Source organism: Bacillus sp. FJAT-49711, from assembly GCF_018343715.1.
Classification (GTDB): Bacteria; Bacillota; Bacilli; order Bacillales; family Bacillaceae_C; genus Lederbergia.
The window spans coordinates 480,487-505,736 of the sequence record NZ_JAGYPL010000003.1 but is presented as its reverse complement, the minus strand read 5'-3'; the positions used below and the strand labels follow the sequence as shown (position 1 = coordinate 505,736).

General features: G+C 37.1%; 26 protein-coding genes, 1 pseudogene, 2 riboswitches and 1 other annotated feature (1 of these 30 running past the window's edge). Of the genes and pseudogenes, 23 read left to right on the top strand and 4 right to left on the bottom strand.

The genetic code is table 11. From position 1 onward, the window contains the following. Positions 1 to 238: a binding site (T-box leader), on the top strand; it begins 11 nt to the left of the window's first position. Positions 239 to 288: 50 nt separating this feature from the next. The 5 genes from KHA96_RS16515 (at position 289) to KHA96_RS16495 (ending at position 4,598) form a co-directional block, all read left to right on the top strand. After that, entirely contained in the window at positions 289 to 1,281 is a 993-nt protein-coding gene (locus KHA96_RS16515; protein ID WP_213130407.1) for a tryptophan--tRNA ligase, read from the top strand. 150 nt (positions 1,282 to 1,431) lie between these two features. After that, positions 1,432 to 2,427 carry a phosphotransferase gene (locus KHA96_RS16510; protein ID WP_249315656.1) on the top strand — a complete coding sequence of 332 codons (996 nt, stop codon included), beginning with the start codon at positions 1,432 to 1,434 and terminating at the stop codon, positions 2,425 to 2,427. A gap of 46 nt (positions 2,428 to 2,473) precedes the next feature. Beyond that, complete coding sequence (locus KHA96_RS16505; RefSeq protein WP_213130406.1) at positions 2,474 to 3,214, top strand: class I SAM-dependent methyltransferase; 741 nt, start codon at positions 2,474 to 2,476, stop codon at positions 3,212 to 3,214. Between the two features lie 45 nt (positions 3,215 to 3,259). Beyond that, positions 3,260 to 3,745, top strand: a complete 486-nt coding sequence (locus tag KHA96_RS16500) for a P-loop nucleotide/nucleoside kinase family protein (protein WP_213130405.1) — start codon at positions 3,260 to 3,262, stop codon at positions 3,743 to 3,745. A gap of 124 nt (positions 3,746 to 3,869) precedes the next feature. Beyond that, a complete protein-coding gene (locus KHA96_RS16495) occupies positions 3,870 to 4,598 on the top strand; it encodes a class I SAM-dependent methyltransferase (protein WP_213130404.1) in 729 nt (242 codons plus the stop codon). Positions 4,599 to 4,867: 269 nt separating this feature from the next. Here KHA96_RS16495 and KHA96_RS23275 read toward each other — a convergent pair whose 3' ends face one another. Next, complete coding sequence (locus tag KHA96_RS23275; protein WP_283248466.1) at positions 4,868 to 4,999, bottom strand: hypothetical protein; 132 nt, start codon at positions 4,997 to 4,999, stop codon at positions 4,868 to 4,870. 307 nt (positions 5,000 to 5,306) lie between these two features. Here KHA96_RS23275 and mutM point away from each other — a divergent pair, with 307 nt between their 5' ends. The 9 genes from mutM (at position 5,307) to KHA96_RS16450 (ending at position 14,046) form a co-directional block, all read left to right on the top strand. Then, the gene (mutM, locus tag KHA96_RS16490) at positions 5,307 to 6,116 is read left to right on the top strand and encodes a bifunctional DNA-formamidopyrimidine glycosylase/DNA-(apurinic or apyrimidinic site) lyase (RefSeq protein WP_213130403.1); all 810 of its coding nucleotides are present in this window, start codon (positions 5,307 to 5,309) and stop codon (positions 6,114 to 6,116) included. Between the two features lie 12 nt (positions 6,117 to 6,128). Continuing rightward, positions 6,129 to 6,971 (top strand): deoxyribonuclease IV, encoded by an 843-nt coding sequence (locus KHA96_RS16485; RefSeq protein ID WP_213130402.1) that lies wholly within the window; start codon positions 6,129 to 6,131, stop codon positions 6,969 to 6,971. 285 nt (positions 6,972 to 7,256) lie between these two features. Continuing rightward, complete coding sequence (locus KHA96_RS16480; RefSeq protein ID WP_213130401.1) at positions 7,257 to 8,234, top strand: Gfo/Idh/MocA family protein; 978 nt, start codon at positions 7,257 to 7,259, stop codon at positions 8,232 to 8,234. 86 nt (positions 8,235 to 8,320) lie between these two features. Further along, on the top strand, positions 8,321 to 8,878 hold the full coding sequence (locus KHA96_RS16475; protein ID WP_213130400.1) for a nucleoside/nucleotide kinase family protein: 558 nt from the start codon (positions 8,321 to 8,323) through the stop codon (positions 8,876 to 8,878). Positions 8,879 to 8,964: 86 nt separating this feature from the next. Then, positions 8,965 to 9,097: riboswitch (FMN riboswitch) on the top strand. Between the two features lie 143 nt (positions 9,098 to 9,240). Next, positions 9,241 to 9,374: riboswitch (FMN riboswitch) on the top strand. Between the two features lie 145 nt (positions 9,375 to 9,519). After that, on the top strand, positions 9,520 to 10,602 hold the full coding sequence (gene ribD, locus KHA96_RS16470; RefSeq protein ID WP_213130399.1) for a bifunctional diaminohydroxyphosphoribosylaminopyrimidine deaminase/5-amino-6-(5-phosphoribosylamino)uracil reductase RibD: 1,083 nt from the start codon (positions 9,520 to 9,522) through the stop codon (positions 10,600 to 10,602). A gap of 9 nt (positions 10,603 to 10,611) precedes the next feature. Next, the gene (ribE, locus tag KHA96_RS16465; RefSeq protein ID WP_213130398.1) at positions 10,612 to 11,250 is read left to right on the top strand and encodes a riboflavin synthase; all 639 of its coding nucleotides are present in this window, start codon (positions 10,612 to 10,614) and stop codon (positions 11,248 to 11,250) included. Between the two features lie 20 nt (positions 11,251 to 11,270). Continuing rightward, positions 11,271 to 12,461 (top strand): bifunctional 3,4-dihydroxy-2-butanone-4-phosphate synthase/GTP cyclohydrolase II, encoded by a 1,191-nt coding sequence (locus KHA96_RS16460; protein ID WP_213130397.1) that lies wholly within the window; start codon positions 11,271 to 11,273, stop codon positions 12,459 to 12,461. A gap of 12 nt (positions 12,462 to 12,473) precedes the next feature. Next, complete coding sequence (gene ribH, locus KHA96_RS16455) at positions 12,474 to 12,938, top strand: 6,7-dimethyl-8-ribityllumazine synthase (protein WP_213130396.1); 465 nt, start codon at positions 12,474 to 12,476, stop codon at positions 12,936 to 12,938. Positions 12,939 to 13,062: 124 nt separating this feature from the next. Next, positions 13,063 to 14,046, top strand: a complete 984-nt coding sequence (locus tag KHA96_RS16450) for a ketoacyl-ACP synthase III (protein WP_213130395.1) — start codon at positions 13,063 to 13,065, stop codon at positions 14,044 to 14,046. Between the two features lie 45 nt (positions 14,047 to 14,091). Here the strand turns inward: KHA96_RS16450 and KHA96_RS16445 are convergent, their stop codons facing one another. Then, positions 14,092 to 14,982 (bottom strand): EamA family transporter, encoded by an 891-nt coding sequence (locus KHA96_RS16445; RefSeq protein WP_213130394.1) that lies wholly within the window; start codon positions 14,980 to 14,982, stop codon positions 14,092 to 14,094. Between the two features lie 181 nt (positions 14,983 to 15,163). Between KHA96_RS16445 and KHA96_RS16440 the strand changes: the two genes are divergently transcribed. Together KHA96_RS16440 and KHA96_RS16435 are read left to right on the top strand one after the other, a co-directional pair. Next, positions 15,164 to 16,147 (top strand): zinc-dependent alcohol dehydrogenase family protein, encoded by a 984-nt coding sequence (locus tag KHA96_RS16440; protein ID WP_213130393.1) that lies wholly within the window; start codon positions 15,164 to 15,166, stop codon positions 16,145 to 16,147. 423 nt (positions 16,148 to 16,570) lie between these two features. Further along, positions 16,571 to 17,119: an NADPH-dependent FMN reductase gene (locus KHA96_RS16435; RefSeq protein ID WP_213130392.1), complete on the top strand. Its 549-nt coding sequence runs from the start codon at positions 16,571 to 16,573 to the stop codon at positions 17,117 to 17,119. A 49-nt stretch (positions 17,120 to 17,168) separates the two neighbouring features. Here the strand turns inward: KHA96_RS16435 and KHA96_RS16430 are convergent, their stop codons facing one another. Further along, positions 17,169 to 17,915 carry a DUF3784 domain-containing protein gene (locus tag KHA96_RS16430; RefSeq protein ID WP_213130391.1) on the bottom strand — a complete coding sequence of 249 codons (747 nt, stop codon included), beginning with the start codon at positions 17,913 to 17,915 and terminating at the stop codon, positions 17,169 to 17,171. A 117-nt stretch (positions 17,916 to 18,032) separates the two neighbouring features. On the opposite strand from KHA96_RS16430, the gene KHA96_RS16425 reads away from it, so the two are divergent. From KHA96_RS16425 to KHA96_RS16400, 6 genes are all read left to right on the top strand, one after another. Further along, positions 18,033 to 19,022, top strand: a complete 990-nt coding sequence (locus tag KHA96_RS16425) for a D-alanyl-D-alanine carboxypeptidase family protein (RefSeq protein WP_213130390.1) — start codon at positions 18,033 to 18,035, stop codon at positions 19,020 to 19,022. 93 nt (positions 19,023 to 19,115) lie between these two features. Beyond that, positions 19,116 to 20,036 (top strand): aldo/keto reductase, encoded by a 921-nt coding sequence (locus KHA96_RS16420; RefSeq protein WP_213130389.1) that lies wholly within the window; start codon positions 19,116 to 19,118, stop codon positions 20,034 to 20,036. Positions 20,037 to 20,234: 198 nt separating this feature from the next. Further along, the gene (locus KHA96_RS16415) at positions 20,235 to 21,083 is read left to right on the top strand and encodes an STAS domain-containing protein (protein WP_213130388.1); all 849 of its coding nucleotides are present in this window, start codon (positions 20,235 to 20,237) and stop codon (positions 21,081 to 21,083) included. A 219-nt stretch (positions 21,084 to 21,302) separates the two neighbouring features. Further along, positions 21,303 to 21,833 (top strand): hypothetical protein, encoded by a 531-nt coding sequence (locus KHA96_RS16410; RefSeq protein WP_213130387.1) that lies wholly within the window; start codon positions 21,303 to 21,305, stop codon positions 21,831 to 21,833. A gap of 316 nt (positions 21,834 to 22,149) precedes the next feature. Next, a complete protein-coding gene (locus KHA96_RS16405) occupies positions 22,150 to 22,548 on the top strand; it encodes a VOC family protein (RefSeq protein WP_213130386.1) in 399 nt (132 codons plus the stop codon). Positions 22,549 to 22,551: 3 nt separating this feature from the next. Next, positions 22,552 to 22,902 (top strand): VOC family protein, encoded by a 351-nt coding sequence (locus KHA96_RS16400; protein WP_213130385.1) that lies wholly within the window; start codon positions 22,552 to 22,554, stop codon positions 22,900 to 22,902. 49 nt (positions 22,903 to 22,951) lie between these two features. Here the strand turns inward: KHA96_RS16400 and KHA96_RS16395 are convergent, their stop codons facing one another. Beyond that, a complete protein-coding gene (locus KHA96_RS16395) occupies positions 22,952 to 23,923 on the bottom strand; it encodes a M15 family metallopeptidase (protein WP_249315655.1) in 972 nt (323 codons plus the stop codon). Between the two features lie 293 nt (positions 23,924 to 24,216). Between KHA96_RS16395 and KHA96_RS16390 the strand changes: the two are divergent. Next, positions 24,217 to 25,239, top strand: a pseudogene (locus tag KHA96_RS16390) (PTS transporter subunit EIIC); the annotation flags it as partial. Positions 25,240 to 25,250 lie beyond the last annotated feature (11 nt).

Here is a 25,250-nt window from a genome sequence, read left to right as displayed (position 1 = left end):
GAAGAAGAAGAGTAATCTATATGAACGCTTTAGAGAGCTGATGGTTGGTGAGAATCAGTGCAGAATTATGGATGAATGGGCTTCTGAGCATCTAGATTGAACTAGCAGTAGGTCTGGCGGACTTGTCTTACCGTTAAAAAAGACTACGTATCGAAACAGTTTATCGTTTCTGTACGGATTTAAGTGCGTTTACTTTGTAAACGAATGAAGGTGGCACCACGGGTTACTCGTCCTTTTTTTGACGGGTAGCCCTTTTTTGTATTTATTTTTTAATGGGGAGAGATTTCAATGAAAAAGACGATTTTAACAGGAATAAAACCTACTGGGAAAATCCATCTTGGGAATTATATTGGGGCGATTAAGCCTGCTTTAGAATTGGCCATGGTAGAGGATTATCAAGCGGCTTATTTCATTGCGGATTATCATGGGTTGACAAAAATTCATGATGCAGATGAATTTCGGCAGCTATCTTATGGAATAGCGGCAACATGGCTGGCGCTAGGACTTGATCCTGAAAAGGTAATCTTTTATAGACAATCCGATGTACCCGAAATATTTGAGTTAAATTGGATTTTGGCGTGTTTTTCACCGAAAGGATTAATGAATCGGGCACATGCGTATAAGGCTATCGTAGAAAGCAATAAGCAAGTGGATAAGGATGCAGACTTTGGCGTCAATATGGGAGTTTTTACTTATCCAATATTAATGGCAGCGGATATATTACTGTTTAAAACAAATATTGTCCCAGTTGGAAAGGATCAAGTTCAGCATGTGGAAATCGCCCGCGATATCGCGGAGAGCTTTAATAATGTATATGGAGAAACATTTTTACTGCCGGAATATCAAATTCAAGAGGACACAGCGGTGTTGCCTGGGCTGGATGGGCGTAAAATGAGCAAAAGCTATCATAATACAATTCCTCTTTTTGAAGATGAAAAGAAATTAAGAAAGCTTATTAATAAAATTAAAACAGATTCGTTACCTCCAGAAGCACCTAAAGACCCTGATACTTCTATCTTATATTCTCTCTATCAAGAGTTTGCTGCCCCAAATGAAATTGAGGCATTAAGAGTCCAATTTGAAAGTGGAATTGGGTGGGGAGAGGTTAAGCAGGAACTGTTTCGTGTTATGAATCAATTTTTAGCTGAACCACGAGAAAAATATAATGAGTTAATGGCATCGCCTGACGTATTAGATGACATTCTGGCAAAAGGCGCAGAAAAGGCCAGATCTGTGGCAGTTCCGTTTTTAAAAGAAGTAAAAAAGAGGGTCGGTTTGTAATAAGATTATTGTGATTCTTCGTTAAGAGGGATCATTTTTTTTGCTATATATGCAAGGTTATATGGATCTTTTTGACAAAGGTTTTTAATAGATATGAAGAATAAGTGAATATTGGGGATATAATTCTGTTAGGTTTGGAGTGAAAAGTGTATGGCTGTGATTGAATCAGAATTAGAAGAAATGATTCTTAATGATATTATTAAGACATGTAAAAACTTATTTGGTTTTCAAGTTTTTGAGGTTGTGCCAATAAAAAGAGGCTGGCTTAATCTAAAGTGGAAAATAACGACGTCGGAAGGCGTTTTTTTAGTAAAACAATATAATAAAGAAAGATTTAAGCTATACAACCTTGAAGAATTATTACTAGCCTTTTCGCAGCAGCAAAGATTATATAAGCAAGGATTTCCATGTCCTAGATTGCTTTCTTATCATGATAATGTCATGTTCGAAACAGATAACGGTGAACTTTTTATCGTAATGGAGTTTTGTCATGGGGAAGTGTTTCCTCCGGGAAATCTGAATACGAATCAAATGTATGATTTAGGGCGATTCACTGGTCTGATGCATCGATTGTTAAATGATGGCACACTAATGAAAAAGAAAGTAACTAATTTCATCCCTCCTAGTCGAGAGGATAGAATGGAGTATTGGAACTCAGTAATGGTAAATGTTAGAGATTCTCTACAGGAGCATTTAGTACCCATTATGGAAAGACAATATCAACTAACAAAAGGAAATTCTTTCGATGAATTTGGATTGATTGAAGCAGGGTGGGCTCATAGAGACTTATGGGTAGATAATTTATTATTTGAAGAAAATCGCTTAGGTGCAATCATAGATTTTGACAGATTAAATTATGACTATCCTCAACTCGACATTGCTAGAGCAATCATTTCTTGTGCTCTAAATAAAAATGGTCTTAAGGTTGATACGGTTGAGGCTTTTAGAAAGGGTTATAGCGAACACATTTCAATAGATGCTCGTTCGCTTATCCGTTCATTAAAATTTTTGTGGTATTTGGAAAGTACTTGGTGGATTAAAATCGATATGGATCAATTTACTGGGCCGCCAGTCCGATTTAAAGAGGAAATGCTTTGGCTTTCTGAAAACTACAATGAGTTGGATGCAATGCTGGGAGGATGTTAATTTCAATCGTTTAAGACAGAAACTAATAGTACGGGAGGCATATAATATGAATGCTCTATCTAAAAATAAACAAAGCTGGGATGAAGCGGCAGAACGCTTTTTTGGAAGGAATCCTCTTCCAGAATATGGACCAATGGCACCAAATGAAGAGGAGTTAAAGTTATTAGGAGAAGTAAAAAGTTTAAAGGTTTTAGATATCGGTTGTGGCAGTGGGCATTCATTGCAATATATGAAGGAAAGAGAAGCAGCTGAATTATGGGGATTAGATTTATCGAAAAAACAAATTGAATTAGCAACTACATTACTTGAAAATAGTTCGCAACCCGTTAGATTGTTTGAGTCTCCAATGGAGGTTAATCCCGGTTTGCCGTTTGATTACTTCGATATTGTGTACTCCATTTTTGCAATTGGATGGACTACTAATTTAGAAAAAACATTGGCCAATATTAGTAGTTATTTGAAAAAAGGCGGAATTTTTATATTCAGTTGGGAGCATCCACTGTATAACAGAGTGCGACCTAAAAATGGAGTTTTAACTTTAGATAAATCATATCATATTGAAGGTTCTTATGATCATGAAGCTTGGAGCAGCATGGCGATCATGCAGCAATTTAGGGTTAGTACGTACGTAAATGCATTAGTTGATCAAGGGTTCCAAATTGAGAGAATGATCGAGGACGCTCGTTGGTCAGAGGAAGACGTCGAGAGACATGCAAATAGATGGTACACGTATGAAAAAGCCAAGGCTATTCCAACTACATTCATTATGAAATGTCGAAAGGTATAGTTTGTTTAATAGTCTTCTAAAATTAATCTTAAACAAGGTGATAATGTGGGAAAAATTATAATGATTTGTGGAAAGGTTTGCAGTGGAAAAAGTACATATACGAAAAAAGCAAAAGAAAAGTACAATGCGGTAGTATTATCATGCGATGATTTGATGCTAACTTTGTTTGATGAACAACTAGGAAGTAATCATAATGTTGTTTTAAATAAATGTAAAGAATATTTATATGGCTTAGCTAAGCAAATTGTAGAAACAGGGACAAATATTATTCTCGACTTCGGATTTTGGTATAAATCTGAACGTGATGAAATTAGGAAGTATTTTAACGAAAAACAAATCAACAATGAAATGCATTATATACATATTGACGATGCAACCTGGAAACGGAATATCGAAAAAAGAAATCAGAATGTAAAAGAGAATCATGTTAAGAGTTACTATATTGATGAAAATATGATTTCCCGATTTGAAAAGGAATTTGAAACGCCGGGTAATAGTGAAATCGATTATTTTGTTGATCATAGCCGATGATAATTTGGTGAATGAGATTGATAACTTCAAAAGAAAATGTATTGTACATTCATTTGTAGGGATAGAAAAAGAATTATGAGCAAGTTTTATAATGTGGGAATCAATTTGTTTTGGGGTGATGAGAATGTCTGAGCATATTAGTATCCAGTCGTACAATTATCATGAAAGAGCAGCAGAGTATCACACAAAAAAGGGGTTTGATCCGAAACGTAAAGAAGAAATGTTGGATGTAACCCTTAGCTTATTAGTAGATTTAACTCCAAAAGGCGCAACATTATTAGAGCTTGGCGCAGGCTCAGGATTATTTACAAAAAAGCTTATTTCCACAGATCACTTTAATGAAATTTTAGTTACTGATGGTGCTGAGGCAATGTTGGATATTGCCCAAAATGATCTCGAGAGCACTTCAACCAAACTGGAATTTACTACTTTAGATTTTACAAAGAAAAATTGGTCCGAGAACTACATGGAAAATAAAGTAGAAGCAGTTACTAGTTCCATGGCACTTCATCATGCCGATGATAAAAGGGTTTTGTTTAAGGAGATTTATAATGTATTAAATGTCGGAGGATTTTTTGTTTTTGCTGATCATATGGCAGGGAGCTCACCTTTAGTTGAAAAACTCATAGGTAATAAAAGAGCTAGGATAAAACTTGCTTCTTTAAGTGAAGACCTAAATGACGAAGACAAGATAGAGAAGTTTATTATATCTGATAAGGCAAAGCAAAAGTCTGAAGGTAATAAATGTGAATCTATAACTCATTATCTTACTTATTTACATGAGGCTGGCTTCGTTGACGTTGATTGCATATGGAGAGACTATTGGCTTGCAGTATTTGTTGCAAAGAAATAGCGATATAGAGTGGTGACTATTAATCAAACGTTTAATTAACGCTTGGAGAAATAAAAAACTATTAATCAAACGTTTGATTAATGTTATTACTAAAGACTTTATAGAGCATAACCCAATTTGATCGATGAAAGGAAAACTTCAATAGTTCATTCCAACCCTCGAAAAAACACCTACCATGATAATTTAACTAAATTTAGATTTTCCCCTGATTAACCACCATATGTAATGATATATCGCAATTGAGGAATAATGTACTTATCCCCGTTAACTCAGCTCGGTGTTAGTAAAGTAGAAGTTGTCTTAGAGTCCATAGAACTAAGGTGAACGGGAATAGAAAGTGCTTGAACGGAAATAAATTGTGTTCGAACGAGAATAGGATCTGTTCGAACGGGAATAACCATCACGCGAACGGGAATGGCTCTCTCTTGAACGGGAATAGGACTCTCGCACGTCCATAGAAATTCGTTGAAATAGAATAGAACATGTTCGAACGGGAATAGGAACCTCGCATGTCCCTAGAAATCCGTTGAACGAGAATAGAATGTGTTTGAACGGGAATAACCCCAACCCGAACGGGAATGACACTCTCCTGAACGGGAATAACCCCGACCCGAACGAGAATAACCCACCCTCGCACGGGAATAGCAAGCTCGTACTTCCGTAGTACATCCTAAAATATAATAGAACTCATTTTTGGGAGGAAATACCATGCCAGAATTGCCGGAAATGGAAACATATAAATTATTGCTTCAGCAAAAAATCAGTGGAGAAACGATAACGGATGTCATCATTAATCGGGAAAAATCAATAAATAAGGAGATTGCTGATTTTTCGCAACAGGTGCTCAATCAGAAAATAGAATCCGTCGAAAGAAGAGCAAAGCATTTAATTTTTCAGCTGCAAAATGGCTCCTGTTTGCTATTGCATCTAATGCTTGGAGGCTGGATGTTTTATGGAAAAGAGGAGGAAAAACCAGATAGAACTGTGCAAGTACAGTTATCTTTTGGAAATCAAAATCTTTATTTCATTGGGTTGCGATTAGGCTACTTGCATCTTTTATCATCAGAGATGCTTGAAAAGGAACTGCAGAATATTGGACCAGAACCGTTGGATCCAAACTTTTCATTGGACGCTTTTCTTGATGCATTAAAGGGGAGAAGAAGCAATATAAAGACCTCGTTAATAAATCAAGAATGTATTGCGGGAATTGGAAATCGATATTCTGATGAAATTCTTTGGCATGCACAGCTTTTACCTGAAAGAAAAATGCATGAACTAGATCGGGATCACTTTTATCGCTTGTATGATTCAATAAAATTTATTCTTAAACAGGGCATTCAAAATGGCGGTTATATGAGCGAGCCTCTTTTCTTTGGGGATCACCGAACGGGTGGGTATAGTAGGATGATGAAGGTTCACGGTCGTGAAGGAACACCATGTGAGCGCTGTGCTTCAGCTATCATCAAAACGGAGATTTCCTCTAGAAAAACTTATTTCTGTAAAAACTGTCAGCATTAAAGGAGAATGTATATGATATTTGGTTGTCACCTATCCATAAAAAATGGCTATTTCGGTGCCGCCAAGCAGGCATCAAAAATGAATGCTGGCGCGTTTCAATACTTTCCCAAAAATCCTCGCAGTTTATCAGTAAAAGATTTTAATCAACAGGATGCCATTGCATGTAAGGAATTTTGTGAGGAAAATGCCATCTTGACTGTCACCCACTCACCATATCCCACTAGCTTGACTCCGAATGATAAACGAAAGCGAGATCAAGTAATTCAATCTTTGTTGAATGATCTGGAAATTACCGAAGCCTGTGGATCGATTGGAGTTGTCGTTCATTTCGGTAAAGAGGTTAGTCATCTTACTCTTCTTGAAAGCTACCAATTAATAATTGAAATGTTAAATGAAGTACTCGGTGAATGGGACGGGAATGCCAAAATATTATTAGAAAACAATGCAGGAATGCCTGGTGCGTTTGGGACAACTTTAGAAGAACTTGTTCAGATACGAAAATTATGTGATTATCCTGAAAAGATAGGTTTTTGTTTTGATACATGCCATGCTTTTTCTTGTGGTTTATGGGACGGTGAAAATTGGAGTGATTTATTGGAAAAAGGAGAGAAAATTGGATATTTTAAAGAATTACAGCTTGTTCATTTTAACAACTCAAAATATGACACTCGCTTAGGAAAAGACCGGCATGCTCCTATTTTCGGACCCGGTTATATTAAAGAGTCACAATTTGACCAATTGGTAAATACAACACAGCTCGCAAATGTTCCATTTATTTTGGAAACACCAAAGGAAGAGATACCTCATGAAAAGGAAATACAGCTTTTACAGGAAAAGTGGGGCGACCATTTTTAATTATAGTAACAAAATGGTTTGCTTCTAGCCTCTCCTATTTCTGTGGCTCTCGTTTAAACTATTTCAATTCCCGTATAATTGACTTTTACCTCATGTTTTAACAAATGGTTAATTAAAATGAAAAGGACAGAAATTATTTAATCAAACGATTGATTAAAAGGACATGAATGTGAGCTTGCCTACATAGTCTCCCTTAGTCAAAGTCATTTAGCAAAAATAAGGTATTTAATTATATATTGAGTTATAATTTAGAAAATACATATTTGCTGGAAAGGGGAACTAAACATGTCAGAGAGAAAAATTAAATGGGGAATTATGGGGCCAGGCAATATATCACGTAAATTTGCTTCTGATTTAGTAAAATCAGAAAATGCCGAGCTTGTCGCAGTAGCTTCAAGAACAGAAGGAAAGGCTGCAAATTTTGCAAGCGAATTCAATATTGCTCGTTCTTATAACAGTTATGATGGGTTTGTTCAAGATCCAGAAGTAGAGATTGTTTACGTCGGAACTCTTCATCCACAGCACAAGGAATGCGTTCTACAATGCTTGAATGCGGGGAAAGCAGTAATATGTGAAAAACCATTCACTATGAATGCGGAAGAAGCAGAAGAACTAATCAAAGTAGCGAGAGAAAATAATACATTTTTAATGGAAGCAATGTGGACACGCTATTTACCAGCGGTTGTGAAGGCAATGGATTGGATTAAGGAAGGTAAGATCGGTGAAGTAAACATGCTGACCGCTAATTTCGGTTTTAATGTTGGTTGGAGCCCTGAAAGTCGCTTGCTTGATAAGAAGCTAGGTGGCGGAGCGATGTTAGATGCGGGAATTTATCCGATTTCTTTCGCTTCTTTGATATTCGGAGCGCAGCCTACCAATATTAAAAGTAGTGCACATATTGGAGAAACAGGCGTAGACGAGTGGTTCTCCGCACTTTTTGAATATGAAAATGGAAAAACTGCGATGTTGAATTCAGGTGTCCGTTTAAATTTATCCAATGATGCATTTATTTATGGAACAGAAGGATATATTCACTTGCCGAATTTCTTGTTTGGACCAAGTGCATATTTACATCGTCCAGGTTTAGACATAGAAGAATTTAAAGATGACCGTGAGCTGCATGGTTATATTTTTGAAGCAGAGGAAGCAATGCAATGCTTGCGTGAAGGTAAGATAGAAAGTTCCATTATGCCTCTGGATGAAACATACAATATTATGAAAACAATGGATACATTGCGTAAACAATGGGGCTTGGAATACTAAGCTTTATGCCAATCTTGAATTAACAAGAAAGCGAGATTCTCACAACAAAGAGACTCGCTTTTTTATATGAAAAGGGGGAAGTGAAGGTGAGTAAAAAACCAATTATTATATCGATTGCTGCAGTCTCAGGCGGTGGGAAGACGACCATTACAAAAGAATTGATGAAAGTGCTAGATAATTCCAAAGGCTTGTATTTCGATGATTATGAATTTGATGAAAGACCAGCAGATATTTGCAAATGGGTGGATGAGGGAGCTGATTATAATGAATGGAATCTAACACCCTTCATCTCTGATATGCAATCTATATTGAATGATCAAGACGTTCAATATATTATTCTTGACTATCCATTTGCATATTTAAACAGTAGTATGAGTGATTTCATAGACCTAGCGATTTTTGTTGATACACCATTGGATATAGCTATGGCTAGAAGAATAATTAGAGACTTTTCAAATGATACAGTGGAGAATATCCAAAATGATTTAACTCATTATTTATCCTACGGAAGAACTGCCTATTTGGAAATGGAAATGTCCGTAAAACCTAGTTCAGACATTGTACTCGATGGTGCTCTATCAATTGAAAAGATTGTGAATCAAATATTAAAGGAGATTCGAAAAGTGGAGAAGCATTTCACGTAACAGTTAATTATGTTTTCACAATAATTTCCAAAATCTTCAAAGATGAATTTTACTCTTAAGAGTGCTATAATCATTTTCACAAACTAATAGTCCTTCGGGGTCGGGTGAAATTCCCAATCGACGGTGATGAAGAAATTCTAAGCCCGTGAGCCTTGTAAAAGGCAGGATTTGGTGAGAATCCAAAGCCGACAGTAAAAGTCTGGATGGGAGAAGGATGTATGAGCAGCTTATTTCTTTGGAATAAAAATGTACTTCCAAAGGTTTATTTGCCTATGCTTAAAATACAAAAGCTCCTAATGACCCCGTAGACAATTTACGGGGTTTTCTTTATTTAGTGACAACTCCCAAAACTTAATAATTGCGTAGTCCTTCGGGGTCGGGTGAAATTCCCAATCGACGGTGATGAATTAAATTCTAAGCCCGTGAGCCTTGTGAAAAGGCAGGATTTGGTGAGAATCCAAAGCCGACAGTATAGTCTGGATGGGAGAAGGATGCATGAACAATGGTAAAAAACTTTGAAGAAAAAAATACTTCAATAGGCTTATTTAATCACGCCATTTATAGCATGCCTTTCATTTTAACCCCTTAGTAGATAATTTCTAAGGGGTTTTCATTTGTCTAAATTGATAGGAGGCAGAAAAATGAATGACGAGTTTTATATGGATTTTGCTATAAAACTTGCTCGAGTATCTGAAGGTCAAACTTCACCAAATCCCACTGTTGGTGCAGTAGTCGTTAAGGATGGGGAAATAATCGGATTTGGTTCCCATTTAAAGGCGGGCTGCTCACATGCAGAAATTATTGCATTGCAAATGGCAGGAAACAGATCTATAGGAGCTACTGTATATGTTACCCTCGAACCTTGTAGCCATTATGGGAAAACACCTCCTTGTGCAAAAGCTTTAATCGAATCGGGTGTGCGTCGCGCCGTCATCGCCTCAACTGATCCTAACCCACTCGTAGCAGGGAAAGGTATTGCCCTTATGAAAGAGGCTGGGATACAAGTGGAAACGGGAGTTTTGAAAGAGAAAGCAGATGTATTGAATAAGGCGTTCTTTCATTTTATTAAACGAAAAAAGCCCTTCGTCACATTGAAGCAGGCGATCACACTTGATGGAAAAATTGCGGCAGAAGCTGGTCGCGACCAAAAGATCACTGGAGAACAAGTTCTGGCAGATGTGCACTTAGATCGTGAAAGAAACGATGCCATTTTAGTCGGAATCGGGACCGTATTAGCAGACAATCCGATGTTAACGAACCGTTACGGTAAGACAAAAAAACAACCGATTCGAATCATACTAGATACTGACTTAAAGATGACCCCTGATAAAAAGGTCATAACGGACACACAATCAAAAACGTGGATTTTTACAGGTTCGAGTGTAGAAAGTGATAGGATTGCTAGCTTTACACAATCACATGTGGAAATTATTCAACTTTCAAATCCTTCCATTGAAATTGATGAGGTGCTTTCTGTTCTCGGAAATCGTCATGTGAGCAAGCTTTATGTAGAAGGTGGAACAACCATTAATGCTAGCTTTTTGAAATCGGGATATGTAAATCAACTCATTACGTATGTAGCACCGAAAATAATCGGAGGTAATTCGGGAGCTCCAATGTTCGGTGATGTAAATGTTAAGGAAATGCCAGAAGCATACAGATTAACTTTTCAAAATGTGGAAGTAATTGGAGAGGATTTGAAAATCACATCGATATTGAAATGAGGTTATGTCATGTTCACAGGCATTGTTGAAGATATAGGTAAAGTCAAAGCAATACAGAATGGGTTACAGAGTATGCAGTTAACGATAGAATCTAAAAAAATTGTAGAAGACATTAACCTAGGAGATAGCATCGCGGTAAATGGAATATGTTTAACAGCTAATGCCTATTCGAATCACTACTTTACGGTTGATGTCATGCCAGAAACGGTAAAATCCACAAATATACAGTCTTTACAAATGGGACATAAGGTCAATTTAGAGCGGGCGATGCCGCCAACTGGTCGCTTTGGTGGACACTTCGTCTCGGGACACGTCGACGGAACAGGTGTTATTTTACGAAAAAGAAATGTCGAAAATGCAGTCTATATGGATATTGGGATCAGTGAGGAAATGAGCCAATATTGCATATTAAAGGGTTCGGTTGCAATTGACGGGATTAGTTTAACCATTTTCGATATTCAACCAAAAAAACTAACTGTTTCTTTAATACCTCACACATATCAAGGAACCATTTTAGGAGATAAAAGAGAGCAAAATTTAGTAAATATTGAGACTGATTTACTGTCCAAATATGTGGTTAATCATTTGAATCGAACTCAAAAAGAATCATCAATCACAATGGATTTTTTAGAGCTTAATGGATTTTAAAAAAAGGCGGTGTATTGAAAATGTTTAATACAATCGAAGAAGCAATAGATGATTTGAAAAAAGGTAAAATCATCATCGTTGTCGATGATGAAGACCGCGAAAATGAGGGAGATTTTTTAGTACTGGCCGATTATGCTACACCAGAGAATATCAATTTTATGGCCAAGTATGGTCGGGGATTAATTTGTACGCCCATTACGCATAACTTGGCACAGCATCTTGATTTACATCCAATGGTATATAAGAATACAGACAATCATCAAACCGCCTTTACGGTTAGCATTGACTATAAAAATACGAAGACAGGCATTAGCGCATTTGAGCGTTCGGAAACGATATCTCAAATATTAAATTCAGAATCAACCAGTGAAGATTTCCGTCGTCCAGGTCATATTTTTCCACTTGTAGCAAAAGAACGTGGTGTACTTGAGAGACCAGGACATACGGAAGCTGCTGTAGATTTTGCAAAGCTATGTGGTGCTCGTCCAGCAGGTGTCATATGTGAGATTATGAGCGAAAACGGCGAAATGGCGAGGGTGCCGGAACTTATTAAAATGGCTCAGTTATTAAATATGAAGCTTGTCACCATTTCAGATTTAATATTATATCGTCATGAACATGAGCAATTGGTGAAACGTGAGGCGTCCGTGAAACTACCAACATCATTTGGTGAATTTCAGATGATTGGCTATTCCAATGAGCTCGATGGTAAGGAGCATGTCGCAATTGTTAAAGGCAGTGCTGCAAAAGACGAAGCTCCCCTTGTCCGAATTCATTCTGAGTGCTTAACAGGTGATATTTTTCATTCGAAACGCTGTGATTGTGGGCCTCAGCTAGCCCAATCATTGGTGATGATTGAAGAGGAAGGACGAGGAATTGTTCTTTACATGAGCCAGGAGGGTAGAGGAATCGGCCTCTTAAATAAATTAAAAACTTACGAGTTGCAAGAGCAAGGCTACGATACTGTTGAGGCAAATGTAAAACTAGGTTTTCCGCCAGAAATGCGTGAATATGGTCTTTGCGCCCAAATGCTGCGTGATCTAGGAATAACAGAAGTGCGACTGATGACGAACAACCCTGAAAAAATTGAAGGCTTGGAGACATACGGAATTAAAGTTGTAGAACGAGTTCCGATTGAAATTCCAGCTGTTGAAGAAAACAGACAATATTTAATGACTAAAAAAGAAAAAATGAATCATATTTTAGCATAGGAGAGATGAAAAATGGGACAAGTATTTGAAGCTCAATTAATTGGGACAGATTTAAAAATAGGGGTAGTAGTAGGTAGATTTAATGAGTTTTTAACAGGAAAATTATTAAGTGGTGCTTTGGATGGCTTGAAACGCCATGGTGTTTCTGAAGAGGACATTGATGTTGCCTGGGTGCCGGGTGCATTTGAGGTTCCTTTTATAGCGAAAAAGATGGTGGAAACTAAAAAGTATGATGCAATTATCGGTTTAGGAACTGTAATCCGGGGATCGACTACTCATTATGATTACGTATGTAATGAGGCAGCAAAAGGCATAGCTTCTGTAAGTTTGTCGACTGGAGTGCCTGTGATTTTTGGCATTGTAACAACCGAAAATATTGAACAAGCGATTGAACGCGCTGGTACAAAATCGGGCAATAAAGGCTATGATGCTGCAGTATCAGCAATTGAGATGGCTAATTTGAATCGTCTATTTTAAAACTATATAAAGAAACATTTAATTCAATCTAGGCTATATCCAAATGGATATCGTCTTTTTTTAGAAAAATTATCACCAGGTGCTATAACTTGGTGATATAATGGTAAAAAAAGGAGTGAAGTTTATGCTTCAATCTAAAGCGCGTATAACTGCCATTGGTACCTATGTTCCTGAGAAGAAATTATTGAACGAAGACTTGGAAAAGATGGTCGATACAAATGATGAATGGATTATGCAGAGAACTGGGATGAAAGAACGAAGAATTGCAGGTCCGGAGGAATTTGCATCTCATTTAGCTTACAAAGCTATAGAGAATCTGATTGAAAAATATCATAAAGATGTAAAAGACGTTGACTGTGTCATAGTTGCGACGACCACATCGGACTTTGCATTTCCTAGTGTTGCTTGTCAAATTCAAAACCACTTTCAAATTCCTTGTACTGGAGCTTTTGACTTAAATGCCACGTGTGCGGGTTTCACGTATGGTCTACATCTGGCGAATAATTTGATTACTGCAGGCGCTCATAAAAAAATATTGGTTGTGGCGACGGAAACATTGTCAAAAGTGACGGACTATAAGGATCGAACAACCTGCATTTTATTCGGAGATGGTGCTGGAGCTATGTTAGTTGAGTATGATCATGAAAACCCAAGTTTTGTGACTGCTCATATGGGGACAAATGGCGAGGGCGGCATTCATGTTTATCGACCATCTTTTTCAACTACAATGGATGGGAAACCTTTAAATGATACGGGAAAAATTGTTCAAAATGGCAGAGAAGTTTATAAGTGGGCATCACGAACTTTACCGGAAGGGATGAACACATTATTGCACAATGCACAATTGAATATAGATGATATTGATTGGTTCATTCCCCATAGTGCCAATTTAAGAATGATCGAATCGATATGCGAAAAAGCTAATTTTCCTATAGAAAAAACATTAACAAGCATGGAGTACTTTGGAAATACCTCTTCCGCATCAATCCCTTTGGCATTTAACCTTGGAATCGAAGAAGGGAAAGTAAAAAACGGAAATAGATTATTGCTCTACGGTTTTGGGGGAGGACTTACACATTCAGGGCTTGTGTTAAAGTGGAATCTTTAAAATGAAAAAGAGGGAGGGGATAAAACACGCCCCTTCCTCTATAGCTTAATTATCGTATACAAGCTCCGTTTTGGAACGCTGTATATTGCCAAATATGATCCCGCACAGTATTAACATGACCCCAAACCATTGGGACAAGCCAACATGTTCTGCTAAAATAATAGAAGCCATTGTAACAGCAACAGGAAGCTCGGAAGCGGATAAAATTGTTCCAAGACTTGGTCCTACATGAGGCATTCCAATAGAAAATAAAAGCGGGGGTAAAGCGACACCGAATAATCCGAGCAATATACCATATGGCGCCACACCCATAATGACCGATATATTTGCTAAAAACACAGGTGGAAATATAACACTTACCGTAATTAAAGCGCCAGTAGCAATAAGTGTACTTCTTTGAATAGGTGGTAAGTTTTTTTCAACTGAACCTGTCAGAAATATTGAAATGGTAAAGGTAATCGCTGAAAGTATCCCCCAAATTGATCCTTGCCATGTCATGTTTATTCCTTTTTCAACGATGATCCCAGCTGCAAGAACAGAACCAATAATTAAGATGATAATTGAAATAACTTTATTGAAGTTTGGCTTTTTCCTATACAAAGCCCATTCTAAAAATGTTCCGATCCACACGAATTGAAAAAGGAAAATGATCGCTAAAGAGGCGTCAAGCGTTTGCAATGCCTGGTAATAAAATACTCCTGTCAAACCGAAAGGAAGTCCTGACAATAATAGTTTCCCTATTTGCCGTCCGGTTATTTTTTGTTTCTTAGAAAAAAGGAACAGGAGCCAAATAAGGATTGCCCCAAATAGGTACTGTCCTCCGATTACTTCCGTAACAGAAAAACCAGCAGCATAAGCAAGCTTTACGAAGGTAGATAATATTCCATATGAACATCCGCCTAAAAACACAATAAAAGCATATTGCCAAGTTTTCATGGTAATTCATCCTTTCCTATACATAGAAAAGCCACACGGCTGATTTATAGACAGCTGTGTGGCGAAAATAGAGAATCTCTAGAAAAGTCCACAAGTACATTTTTAGTATTTGAGTTACGATATAAGTATAAAAGCGATGATATTTCCTGTCAATGGGAGATTGAGCAAAGGGAGCCTTTGGATGGAAGCAAAATGTGTGAAATATTACAAATATGGAAGACCGGAAAATGTTTTGAAAATCGAAAAAAAACATATTCAATCTCCACGGGCTGGAGAAATTCTTGTTCGAATGATTACTCGTCCGATCAATCCTTCTGATATTATTCCCATTTATGGATCTTATTCGCATCGTATTTCACTTCCGATGATTCCTGGCTACGAAGGGGTTGGGATCGTCGAAGAAATCGGTCCTTCACTCTCTCGCGAGCTTCTTGGCAAACGGGTTTTGCCACTTCGCGGAGAAGGCACGTGGCAAGACTATGTATGTTCATCCGCGGAATGGGCAATCCCAATACCGAATACAATAGACGATTTTACAGCGGCTCAGTTATACATAAATCCAGTAACTGCCTGGGCTGTGTGCAAGGAGATATTGCAATTGCAACCTAGCGACACAATACTCGTTAATGCCTGCGGCTCCGCGATTGGGCGTATTTTTGCCCAGCTTTCTAAAATTTTTGGTTTTAAGCTAGTAGCTGCCGTAAGAAATGATATCCATACGAAAGAATTACTAGAATTGGGTGCCTCTTATGTTATTAATACATCGAAATCATCACTAGCTTCTGAAGTTCGAGAATTAACGAATGGGCAGGGTATTACTGCAGTAATCGACTCTATAGGCGGTGCACACGGTACCGAAATGGCAAACTGCCTGAAATCTAACGGAACTTTTTTATCAATCGGTCTTTTATCGGGTAAACCTATCGATTGGAAAATAATAGCGAATAAAGCGACTGTAAAGATATTTCATTTGCGGCATTGGAACCAACAAGTATCTGTAAAAACATGGCAAGAAACATTTGAAAGGTTGATTTCCTTTTCTAACGAGAAAAAACTAAAACTCATGACACCACATACTCAATATGACTTTATGGATGTAAAAGAAGCCATACATGCAACTCAATCCCATGAAAAAAAGAGCGGAAAAGTGTTTTTGAACAACTAATCATTTGAGTTGCGAATAATGATAACAAATGAATGAATCATTGGGCTCATGTCGATAAATCAATCGTGAAATCTGACCGATTGGATTATTCGAAGCACCTGTGTCGATAGGTAAGACATGAAATCTATCCGATTGAAGCATTCAAAGTGCCCATATCGATGGGAAGTCGTAAAATTGCACGATTAAAAATTCAAAATGACCATATCCATAGAAAGCCGTGAAAATTTTTCTGGCTAAACGACTAATGCACAGTCTTAATTAAATAAGATAATAAATGGTAATTAAATTTTCCATTCTATTAACTTGACACTCTGTAATTATATAAATATAATTACTTACATAAAGTAACTAACTAATAGTTTTATACCATTTTTTAGGACTTTATAATTATACAATAGATAAGTCATCAAGGAGGAAAAATACATGGCACAAGAAAAATTAAACATTGGGATTATTTTAGGAAGTACACGTCAGGGACGCGTTAGCCCACAAGTTGGAGAATGGGTAAAAGGGGTCGCTGATTTGCGTGAAGATGCCAATTACGAGATCGTAGATATTTCAGAGTACAAATTGCCGCTTTTAGGTGAAGGTACTGGCGACGAACCTGGATTACAAGCTTGGAATGAAAAGCTTGCTAGTTTAGATGGATTTGTATTTATTGTTCAAGAATACAATCACAGCATTACAGGTGCATTGAAAAATGCATTAGATTCAGCTCGTGATGTATGGTATAACAAAGCTGCTGGAATCGTAAGTTATGGTTCTACAGGTGGAGCCCGTGCAGCTGAACATTTGCGTGGAATTTGTGGAGAATTGAAAATAGCTGATGTTCGTACACATCCAACACTATCATTATTTACAGACTTTGAAAACTTCAGTCAATTCAAACCAGCTGAGTTACATTTACAAAACATCAATACAATGCTTGAAGAAGTTGTCTCTTGGAGCGGCGCGTTAAAAACAGTAAGATAAATAAGAAATAAAAGGAAGGCTCAATGTTTTAGGAGCCTTCCTTTCTAAATTACTTATTATTTTCCCAAACCTTAAGTAAAGCCTCGTAAATATTTTGTGTATCTTCACTATTTTTTCGATTTAAAATTAAGTAATCCTTCTTTGTAGTTACATACAAATAAGGTTTGTTTTTCCCGCTTACAAATAATAAACCACTACCGTATGGTTTTTCTAATTGAAAACGCCCTTTCAATTGCCCGGAAGTTGCAAAGCCATTTGACTTCATGATCACTTCTGGAAGTTCATCTAACAGCTCAACAGACTTTATCTCCTCGATGGACCATTCGATTCCGTACATTCCAGAAACTTCAAAGATTTCGTTATTAACAGTAACCTCGTTGTCTACCGAGCCCGCAATTATGAGCCCCCCAACTAATCCAATAGTAACAGCCATAATCCCACCTGTTATCCAGTACATTTTCTTACGTTTATGAGGGATTTCAAATTTTTGCATCCAAATGAGTCCGCCAAGCAAAACAACTAAAAATAGGGAAATCCCAGTTTCAAAACCATATGGAATAGGGAGCAGGCCTAACAAGAACGTTGCTGCAAATAAATAAAACGTAATTTTTAAAATTTTCCCTAATGCCTCAATGTACCCATTTTGAATTAAATATTCCTGTTCTTCCTTCGACCGATGTAAAAATCCTGAAATGAGGCTGTATTCCTTTTTCTTTACGATTAAATATGTCAAGCCGCCGTAAATGATTAATGCCCAACCCATAGCGATAATAAAAATGATTGTACCTGTACTCATATTTAACACCATCACAATACCTTTTTTTTATTAATACGGAATGGTTTTTTAAAAGATTCATTTTAAACATGAAATCTTTGCTATATTATATATGACATTCTGTATCCTGGAGGAATTATGAAGCTATTAAAAAAAGTTATTATACCAATCTTACTATTAATCATAATTGGAAGCCCCGTACTAATAAACACTAAAAATCAACCGAATAGTCCGTTGTCGGTTAGGTACTTGCCGCTTCAACAACTTGAGGTAAAACCAAAGGAATTTACAATTAAAGTCATTCATCCTTTAACGGAATTAAATATAAATGCCAAATCTGTTATGTTAATCGATGCTAGGGATGGTAGCATTCTTTATGAGAAAAATAGCGATGAATCATTTCCGACCGCAAGTATGTCGAAAATGATGACGGAGTATTTAGTGTTAGAGGCGATTAAAAAAGGTAAACTTACTTGGGATCAATCGATAATCGTCAGCGATTACGCTTATACCATTTCCAATACACCTGGTTTTGCTTCTGTTCATTTAAAAAAAGATCAACCGTATACGATTCGTGATTTGTTTTATGCGATGGCGATTCAATCAGCAAACGGTGCAACGATTGCATTGGCTGAGACGGTTTCAGGAACCGAAAAAGAGTTTGTGGAGGAAATGAATGAAAACGCCGCTCAATTGGGTTTGAAAAATTCAACGTTTGTAAACAGCACGGGACTAAATAATGAAGATCTTGGAAAATACTACTCCACTGGTTCTCCACAAGACGCCAATGAAATGTCAGCAAAGGATTTAACCATTTTAACAAAAGCATTGATCACTCAATTTCCTGAAATCCATGAAATTGCCTCAACATCAAGTTTTACTTTTGGTGGTCATGTATACAACAATACAAATTGGATGCTGCCGGGAAAAAATGAACAAGTTGGCTTCAAGGGTGTAGATGGTCTCAAGACAGGCTTTACAGATGAAGCGGGTTATTGTTTTGCAGGTACAGTAGAAAGAGATGATATTCGACTTATTTCTGTAGTCATGGGAACGGAAGACTCATTAGAGCGTTTTATTGTGACGAAAAAGCTTTATGAAGCGAGTTTTGATCAAGTGGAAAATTAACTTTCAATATCAAAAACTAGTAGAAAGTCCTGTCAATATGGTATAAATGAAGTATGAAAGCATTACCAAATTATAAGTATAGAGGTGTTTTTTATGAAGTATAGACGCTTAGGGAAAACGGATTTAAATGTTTCAGTTGTTGGTGTAGGTACTTGGCAATTTGGTGGTGACTGGGGAAAAGATTTTAATCAAGAGGAAGCGGATGCCATTCTGACACGTGCCAAAGAATTAGGCATTAACCTGATTGATACAGCAGAATGTTACGGTCCTCATCATATGTCCGAACGTTTTATCGGTGATTTCCTTAAACGTGACCGACGTGAAGATTGGGTAGTTGCTTCCAAGTTTGGCCACAAATGGCATGACCATTGGGAACATGCATGGAGTGTGGATGCAGTCCGCATACAACTAGAGGAATCACTCAAATCTTTACAGACAGATTATATTGATCTTTATCAATTTCATTCTGGTTCCGATGAAGATTTTGATAACGATGAATTATGGACGATGCTGGACAAGCAAGTACAGGCAGGAAAAATTAGAAATCTAGGAATTTCCATTGGCAGTAATGCGAATATCTATCAAACATCAAAAGCAACTGAGGTAAATGCTAAAGCGATCCAAGTTGTGTATAACCGAATTGACCAAGTTCCAGAAAAGGAAGTTTTCCCTTCGTGTATTGAACAAGACCTAGGTGTACTGGCTCGTGTTCCTTTGGCAAGTGGATTCCTAAGTGGTAAATATAGACCGGGGGCTGTTTTTAGTGACAACGTAAGAAAAGGGCGCGATCGTGATGAAGTTGATGAAAAGCTTCGTCTAGTAGAGGAAATTAAACAAAACGAAGTGCCAGAAGGTGTGAATATGGCAGAATGGGCTCTGGCGTGGTGTTTACAACATCCAGCCGTTACTACTGTCATTCCTGGCTGTAAGAGCCCTGAGCAAGTCGAAATAAATGCAAAAGCAGCATCACTTGATATTGTGAAAGATGATCATCCGGGTTCAGTGAAGATATAATAAAAAAATGAAAATAGGCAGTCCTGTTATTTGTGACAGGGCTGTTTTTTTGTAAAAGTAAAAACGTTCAAAGGAAGATGTAGGCCAGTAAACGGCAATAAAAGTCTAGTAAACAAAACGGATAAAAGCTATAAAAATTCCACTATTATTAACAAGTATTATGATACAGTAGTTTTACTAGGATAGGAGGTCTGGAATTTGGAGGAGAAAAAGAGCTTTAATATATTATTGGGCGAATTTATTATTGAAAACAGCTACCAAGCTGCTGTACGTTTAAATGAAATATTTGATAAGAATTTTGTCGATTCCTTTATGACATCAGATCAAATGGAAGAACTTAATAAGTGGCGGGCAGAATTTCTTATGTTTTTAGGCGAAGCCGTTAAGCAAAATAATAAAGAATCTATGTGGGACAATGTCACACAATGGGCAGAAGTGACAGGTACGGTGGCAGTAAGCTTTCAACTTTCTTTAGATGAAGCCTTAAAAACACTAACATCATGGAGAACTGTACTGTGGGATATGATGATAGACATTATAAAAGAGAATAATGTAAAAGGCGAAGAAGTAGTTGTTGTGAACCGTATTATCGATCCTCTTATCGATCATGCGGGATATATTTTTAGTGTTTCGTTTGTAGAAAATCATAGGAAAACATTAGACCTAGCTCAAAAAGCGATACAAGAATATTCTGTGCCTGTCGTGTCGCTTACTGATGATATTGCGATCCTTCCATTAATTGGTGACCTTGATACTTACCGTGCAAAAATATTAAAAGAAAACACATTGAATAGTTGTGCAAAATTGGAAAATCAGTTTTTAATAATTGATTTATCCGGTGTCCCCATGATGGATACAATGGTGGCCAATGAACTATTTCAAGTCATTAACTCCTTGAAATTAATTGGAGTCGAAACCGTTTTAACAGGGCTGCGGCCAGAAATAGCTCAATCTATCGTTCACTTAGGTATTAGCTTTGAGGGAATTTTAGTTGAAAAAAGTTTAAAAAACGCTTTGGAGTCTTTAAACAAAATACATACCTTATAAATTTGAATAGCGTCAATCTTTTTAATAGCACAGTAGCGATAATAACTATTTATTCGCGACTGTGTATTTTATTTTTATCAAAAGTACATAACCAGCGATTGTTGTAATCAAGCTTGAACCCAGTGTCTCCTGATTTGTTGTGCATTACTTTTATAAAAATATGTGTAAAAATCTTAAGCTGAATCATATACTTGTACAAAAACGCCGGAGATGATTCAGATGTCTAATTCCTTAATACTGTTGTCATTCCTATTGTTAGTCTTTTTGCTTGGAGCTGGAATATCGGTTTTTATGGTAAGAAAAAAGGTGAGCAACATGCACGGAATGTTGTTTACGATGTCTATTGCGATGGGAATCGGACTATTTGCCGGAACGTTAATGGGGATATTATTTCAAGACAATATGTTGTTGGCAACGGTAATCGGAATGGGAGTCGGATCGATCATTGGGATTTTAATGGGAATGTTTTTTTCACTTCTAGCTGTCTTTGAAGGGTTGTTATCCGGGGTTATGGCAGGCATGATGGGAGCTATGCTTGGTGTTATGCTAAAACTTATGGACTGGGATCGTATCATCATGATTATGTTTACAATTGTTGTATTTATATGTTTGATGATTCTATTCGAGGTTTTTACATATATGAAAAAACGCAACTTATTCATTGCCATTCTTCAAAATCCACTTTTAGTTGGCCCAATATTTATTCTGCTTTGTTACTTGCTTTTTTTACAAGCTCCTTTTTTTCCGTGATTGTCCCTTTTATATTAAGTAGTGGGGGATTGGAAAAATGACAATTAAATAGAGTAAACTATGTGAGATATGCTGGTATTATTGTATTTTGATCATTATAATCATCTGCAATTCCTAAGCTTCTTTCACTTTCTAAAACTTCCTCTTGTAATAAATATGCCATCTATTCTTATTGTACTCAGCCAATCTATATAATTACAAATTGTGGAAGGGTTTCCTTAACTTTGTAAAAGTAGTATTTAATGAATTGTGAAGGATATTTGTTATTGTATATAGAAGTAATCTTAATATAGTTGGGTAAAAGGGAGGCTCGTTCATGAAAATGTTGCACGCCATTCCAGCAATGCCAGTGAAAGATATGAAGCAGAGTGTGAATTTTTATGAGGAAAAGCTGGGATTTAAAGCTATTCACCAAGATAAGGATTTTGCGGTGCTTAAATGTAATGATGTTCTAATTAATCTATGGGCGGCAAGCGATAATAGCTGGCGTAATCGCAGTTCTTCAGATCCAATCATTTCGGGCGCAGAAACATTTATTGCTGGAACAGCCAGCTGCCGGATTGAAGTGATAGATGTAGATGAATTGCATGAGTCTATTAAACATTTTAATATTTTTCATCCCAACACGTCGTTGGGCGACAGGCCTTGGGGAGTCCGCGAGTTTGATGTATTAGATCTTGATCATAATCTTATTACATTTTTTGAAAGGTTGTAAGGAATGACGGGAAAAGTAATCGGATTTGAACTTAATAGTCAAGAACCTGAAAAAGCAGTAGATTTTTATTCGAACGTTTTTGGTTGGAAAGTGGCTGAGCCCCACTGGGATTATCGAGAAGTAACGACGGGAAATGATATGAAAGGGATTGGTGGCGGAATCGCCAAAGGGCCTAATGATTTTCCCCATGGAATTAGAATACAAATTGAAGTAGAATCGATTGATGAAGCTATTTCAAAGGCTGTGGAACATGGGGCTATGATTGTTCGAGAAAAAATGGAATTTGATGATTTTTATCTTGCATATATCGTAGATCCTACAGGACTAGGAATAGGCTTAATCGAAGATAAATAAGTAAAAGCAGATCTAGGGAACTTACCTAAGATCTGCTCTTATCTATTATTCATTTTCCGCTCACAGGAATAGATTTGTCATAATATTCTTCAAGTGTGATGTCTTTTTCATATATTTCCGTTGCAATCTCTATGCCGACATAACGCATATGCCATGGTTCATATTGATATCCTGTTATATGTTCTTTTCCTTTAGGATACCTGACTATAAATCCATACTCATAGGCATGCTCTGCCAACCAGTCAGCCTCAGGAGAGCCTCCAAAACAATCCATAGCAGCACATTTACCAGTAATGCCTGATACATCCATCGCCAAACCAGTCTGGTGTTCACTATGACTAGGACGTGCGCTATATCGATCCGCAGCGGTTTTTCCGTCTCTTCTCACATAGCTTCCGTAAAGTATTTCCTGCGTAGCTTGGGAACGATACCCAGATGCTCCAGCTAAAAGGATCCCATGTTTTTCAGCCCCTGCGAACATTTTCTCCAATGCCATAGCAGCCTCTTTACGCATTTTCTTTTTTTCAGGATTGCCGCTAAAAATAAATCGGACATTAGGATAGACTAAATCTTTCGGGCTGTAATGATCTGGAAGCTTATTTTGTTTATTGACTAGCACGGAAATAACCTCAGGCTGACTTACAACTTGAACGGCATCTTCATTCGTTTTGTTAAATCCCTTTAATTTTTCTGTCGTGGATTCATTAAAATCTTCTGGGTTATTCTTTGATTCAGCTACGATTTTTTTAGTTTGTTTTTCATTCTCTCTATCTTGTTCTATCTGTTTTACAGATTTAGAATCTTTCGCTTTCTCTTCCTGTTTTTCTTCTTGATTTGGATATTCCATTATGGATTTTTCTTGGTCATGTAACGTTTCTGGAGGGTTATGAATGCCGCCGTCATTGGTAGCAAGATTGGAACGATCTTGATTTCCTCTACTTATCAAGCTGCACCCGCCCTGAAGGCTTATTAATAATGACAATAGAATGATGGATAAAATTCGTAAATGGTTTGATTTCATAACTCTTTCCTCCCGAACGGTGAAAAAATAACCGTACACTTTAGAATAGCATGATAGCAAGACGATCTCTATAGGAATATTATCAGGGCTTTCCATGAGGTGTTTGTAATGCATACCCGACTATGTATTTTAATAATCTACATAAGTATTGATTTAGATAGAAAATATTAAAGCAATGCTCCCTATATGTATATAACTCTTATATAATCGGCTTAAGATAAAAAACATGATTGCTTGATAACGGTTTCTGATTTAACATTGTAGGTGTAAAGGATGATGGAGGAAAGTAGTAAATGAGCCAACAAATAAAAATTAGGATCCAAAAGCTGGGAAACTTTCTAAGCTCGATGATTATGCCGAATATATCAGCTTTTATTACGTGGGGCTTATTCACTGCGTTGTTTGTACCAGCTGGGTTTTTACCAAATGTACTTCTTGGTAATCTAGCGGATATCATGATTACTTATTTACTGCCATTTTTAATCGGATATACGGGTGGTAAATTAGTATACGATCAACGTGGTGCTGTAGTTGGTGCGATTGCGACAGTCGGTGTTATTGTGAGTTCGGAGATTCCGATGATTCTCGGTGCTATGGTCATAGGTCCTATTTGTGCTTTTTTTGTAAAAAAGATTGATCGTTTTATTGAAAAAAAGATTAAACCAGGTTTCGAAATGCTTGTTCATAATTTCACAGCTGCTATTATAGGTGGATTGTTTATGATCGCGGCATTTTATACAATTGGTCCTATTTTTTCCTTTTTCACAAAAGCGCTTACTAATGGAGTTTATTGGATGACCGAAAATGGATTACTTCCTTTTACTAGTATTCTAATAGAGCCTGCTAAACTATTATTCTTAAATAATGCACTTAATCATGGAATTCTATTGCCAATTGGGATTGAGCAAGTTGTTGAAACTGGAAAATCCGTCCTTTTTCTTGTTGAGGCCAATCCAGGTCCGGGTGTTGGCGTTTTGCTGGCCTATAGTTTATTTGGAAAAGACACCGCCAAACGTACTGCTCCTGGAGCGGCTCTCGTTCAATTTTTTGGTGGGATTCATGAAATATATCTTCCGTATATCTTAATGCGTCCACTGCTAATGCTGGCTGTTATGATTGGCGGGATATGTGGAATTGCAACATTTACTTTTTTGGATGGCGGATTATTGAGCCCTGTTTCACCTGGTAGTTTTCTATCAATCATAGCGTTGAGTCCGCATCATGCAAGTGCATATATAGCAAACATTAGCGGGGTATTAGTCGCAGGAGCTGCATCCTTTCTTGTCTCCGTCCTTATACTGAAAATGGCTAGAAAAGAGTAAAATGT

Bases quoted from the DNA above. Each gene is read 5' to 3' on its own strand.
- KHA96_RS16410 (WP_213130387.1), top strand. From the start codon at position 21,303: ATGTCTAATTCCTTAATACTGTTGTCATTCCTATTGTTAGTCTTTTTG.
- ribH (WP_213130396.1), top strand. From the start codon at position 12,474: ATGGGACAAGTATTTGAAGCTCAATTAATTGGGACAGATTTAAAAATA.
- KHA96_RS16430 (WP_213130391.1), bottom strand. From the start codon at position 17,915: ATGAGTACAGGTACAATCATTTTTATTATCGCTATGGGTTGGGCATTA.
- KHA96_RS16405 (WP_213130386.1), top strand. From the start codon at position 22,150: ATGAAAATGTTGCACGCCATTCCAGCAATGCCAGTGAAAGATATGAAG.
- ribE (WP_213130398.1), top strand. From the start codon at position 10,612: ATGTTCACAGGCATTGTTGAAGATATAGGTAAAGTCAAAGCAATACAG.
- KHA96_RS23275 (WP_283248466.1), bottom strand. From the start codon at position 4,999: ATGGTTATTCCCGTTCGAACAGATCCTATTCTCGTTCGAACACAATTT.
- KHA96_RS16515 (WP_213130407.1), top strand. From the start codon at position 289: ATGAAAAAGACGATTTTAACAGGAATAAAACCTACTGGGAAAATCCAT.
- mutM (WP_213130403.1), top strand. From the start codon at position 5,307: ATGCCAGAATTGCCGGAAATGGAAACATATAAATTATTGCTTCAGCAA.
- KHA96_RS16510 (WP_249315656.1), top strand. From the start codon at position 1,432: ATGGCTGTGATTGAATCAGAATTAGAAGAAATGATTCTTAATGATATT.
- KHA96_RS16420 (WP_213130389.1), top strand. From the start codon at position 19,116: ATGAAGTATAGACGCTTAGGGAAAACGGATTTAAATGTTTCAGTTGTT.
- KHA96_RS16425 (WP_213130390.1), top strand. From the start codon at position 18,033: ATGAAGCTATTAAAAAAAGTTATTATACCAATCTTACTATTAATCATA.
- KHA96_RS16395 (WP_249315655.1), bottom strand. From the start codon at position 23,923: ATGAAATCAAACCATTTACGAATTTTATCCATCATTCTATTGTCATTA.
- KHA96_RS16480 (WP_213130401.1), top strand. From the start codon at position 7,257: ATGTCAGAGAGAAAAATTAAATGGGGAATTATGGGGCCAGGCAATATA.
- KHA96_RS16440 (WP_213130393.1), top strand. From the start codon at position 15,164: ATGGAAGCAAAATGTGTGAAATATTACAAATATGGAAGACCGGAAAAT.
- KHA96_RS16460 (WP_213130397.1), top strand. From the start codon at position 11,271: ATGTTTAATACAATCGAAGAAGCAATAGATGATTTGAAAAAAGGTAAA.
- KHA96_RS16435 (WP_213130392.1), top strand. From the start codon at position 16,571: ATGGCACAAGAAAAATTAAACATTGGGATTATTTTAGGAAGTACACGT.
- KHA96_RS16400 (WP_213130385.1), top strand. From the start codon at position 22,552: ATGACGGGAAAAGTAATCGGATTTGAACTTAATAGTCAAGAACCTGAA.
- KHA96_RS16450 (WP_213130395.1), top strand. From the start codon at position 13,063: ATGCTTCAATCTAAAGCGCGTATAACTGCCATTGGTACCTATGTTCCT.
- KHA96_RS16485 (WP_213130402.1), top strand. From the start codon at position 6,129: ATGATATTTGGTTGTCACCTATCCATAAAAAATGGCTATTTCGGTGCC.
- KHA96_RS16495 (WP_213130404.1), top strand. From the start codon at position 3,870: ATGTCTGAGCATATTAGTATCCAGTCGTACAATTATCATGAAAGAGCA.
- KHA96_RS16445 (WP_213130394.1), bottom strand. From the start codon at position 14,982: ATGAAAACTTGGCAATATGCTTTTATTGTGTTTTTAGGCGGATGTTCA.
- KHA96_RS16505 (WP_213130406.1), top strand. From the start codon at position 2,474: ATGAATGCTCTATCTAAAAATAAACAAAGCTGGGATGAAGCGGCAGAA.
- ribD (WP_213130399.1), top strand. From the start codon at position 9,520: ATGAATGACGAGTTTTATATGGATTTTGCTATAAAACTTGCTCGAGTA.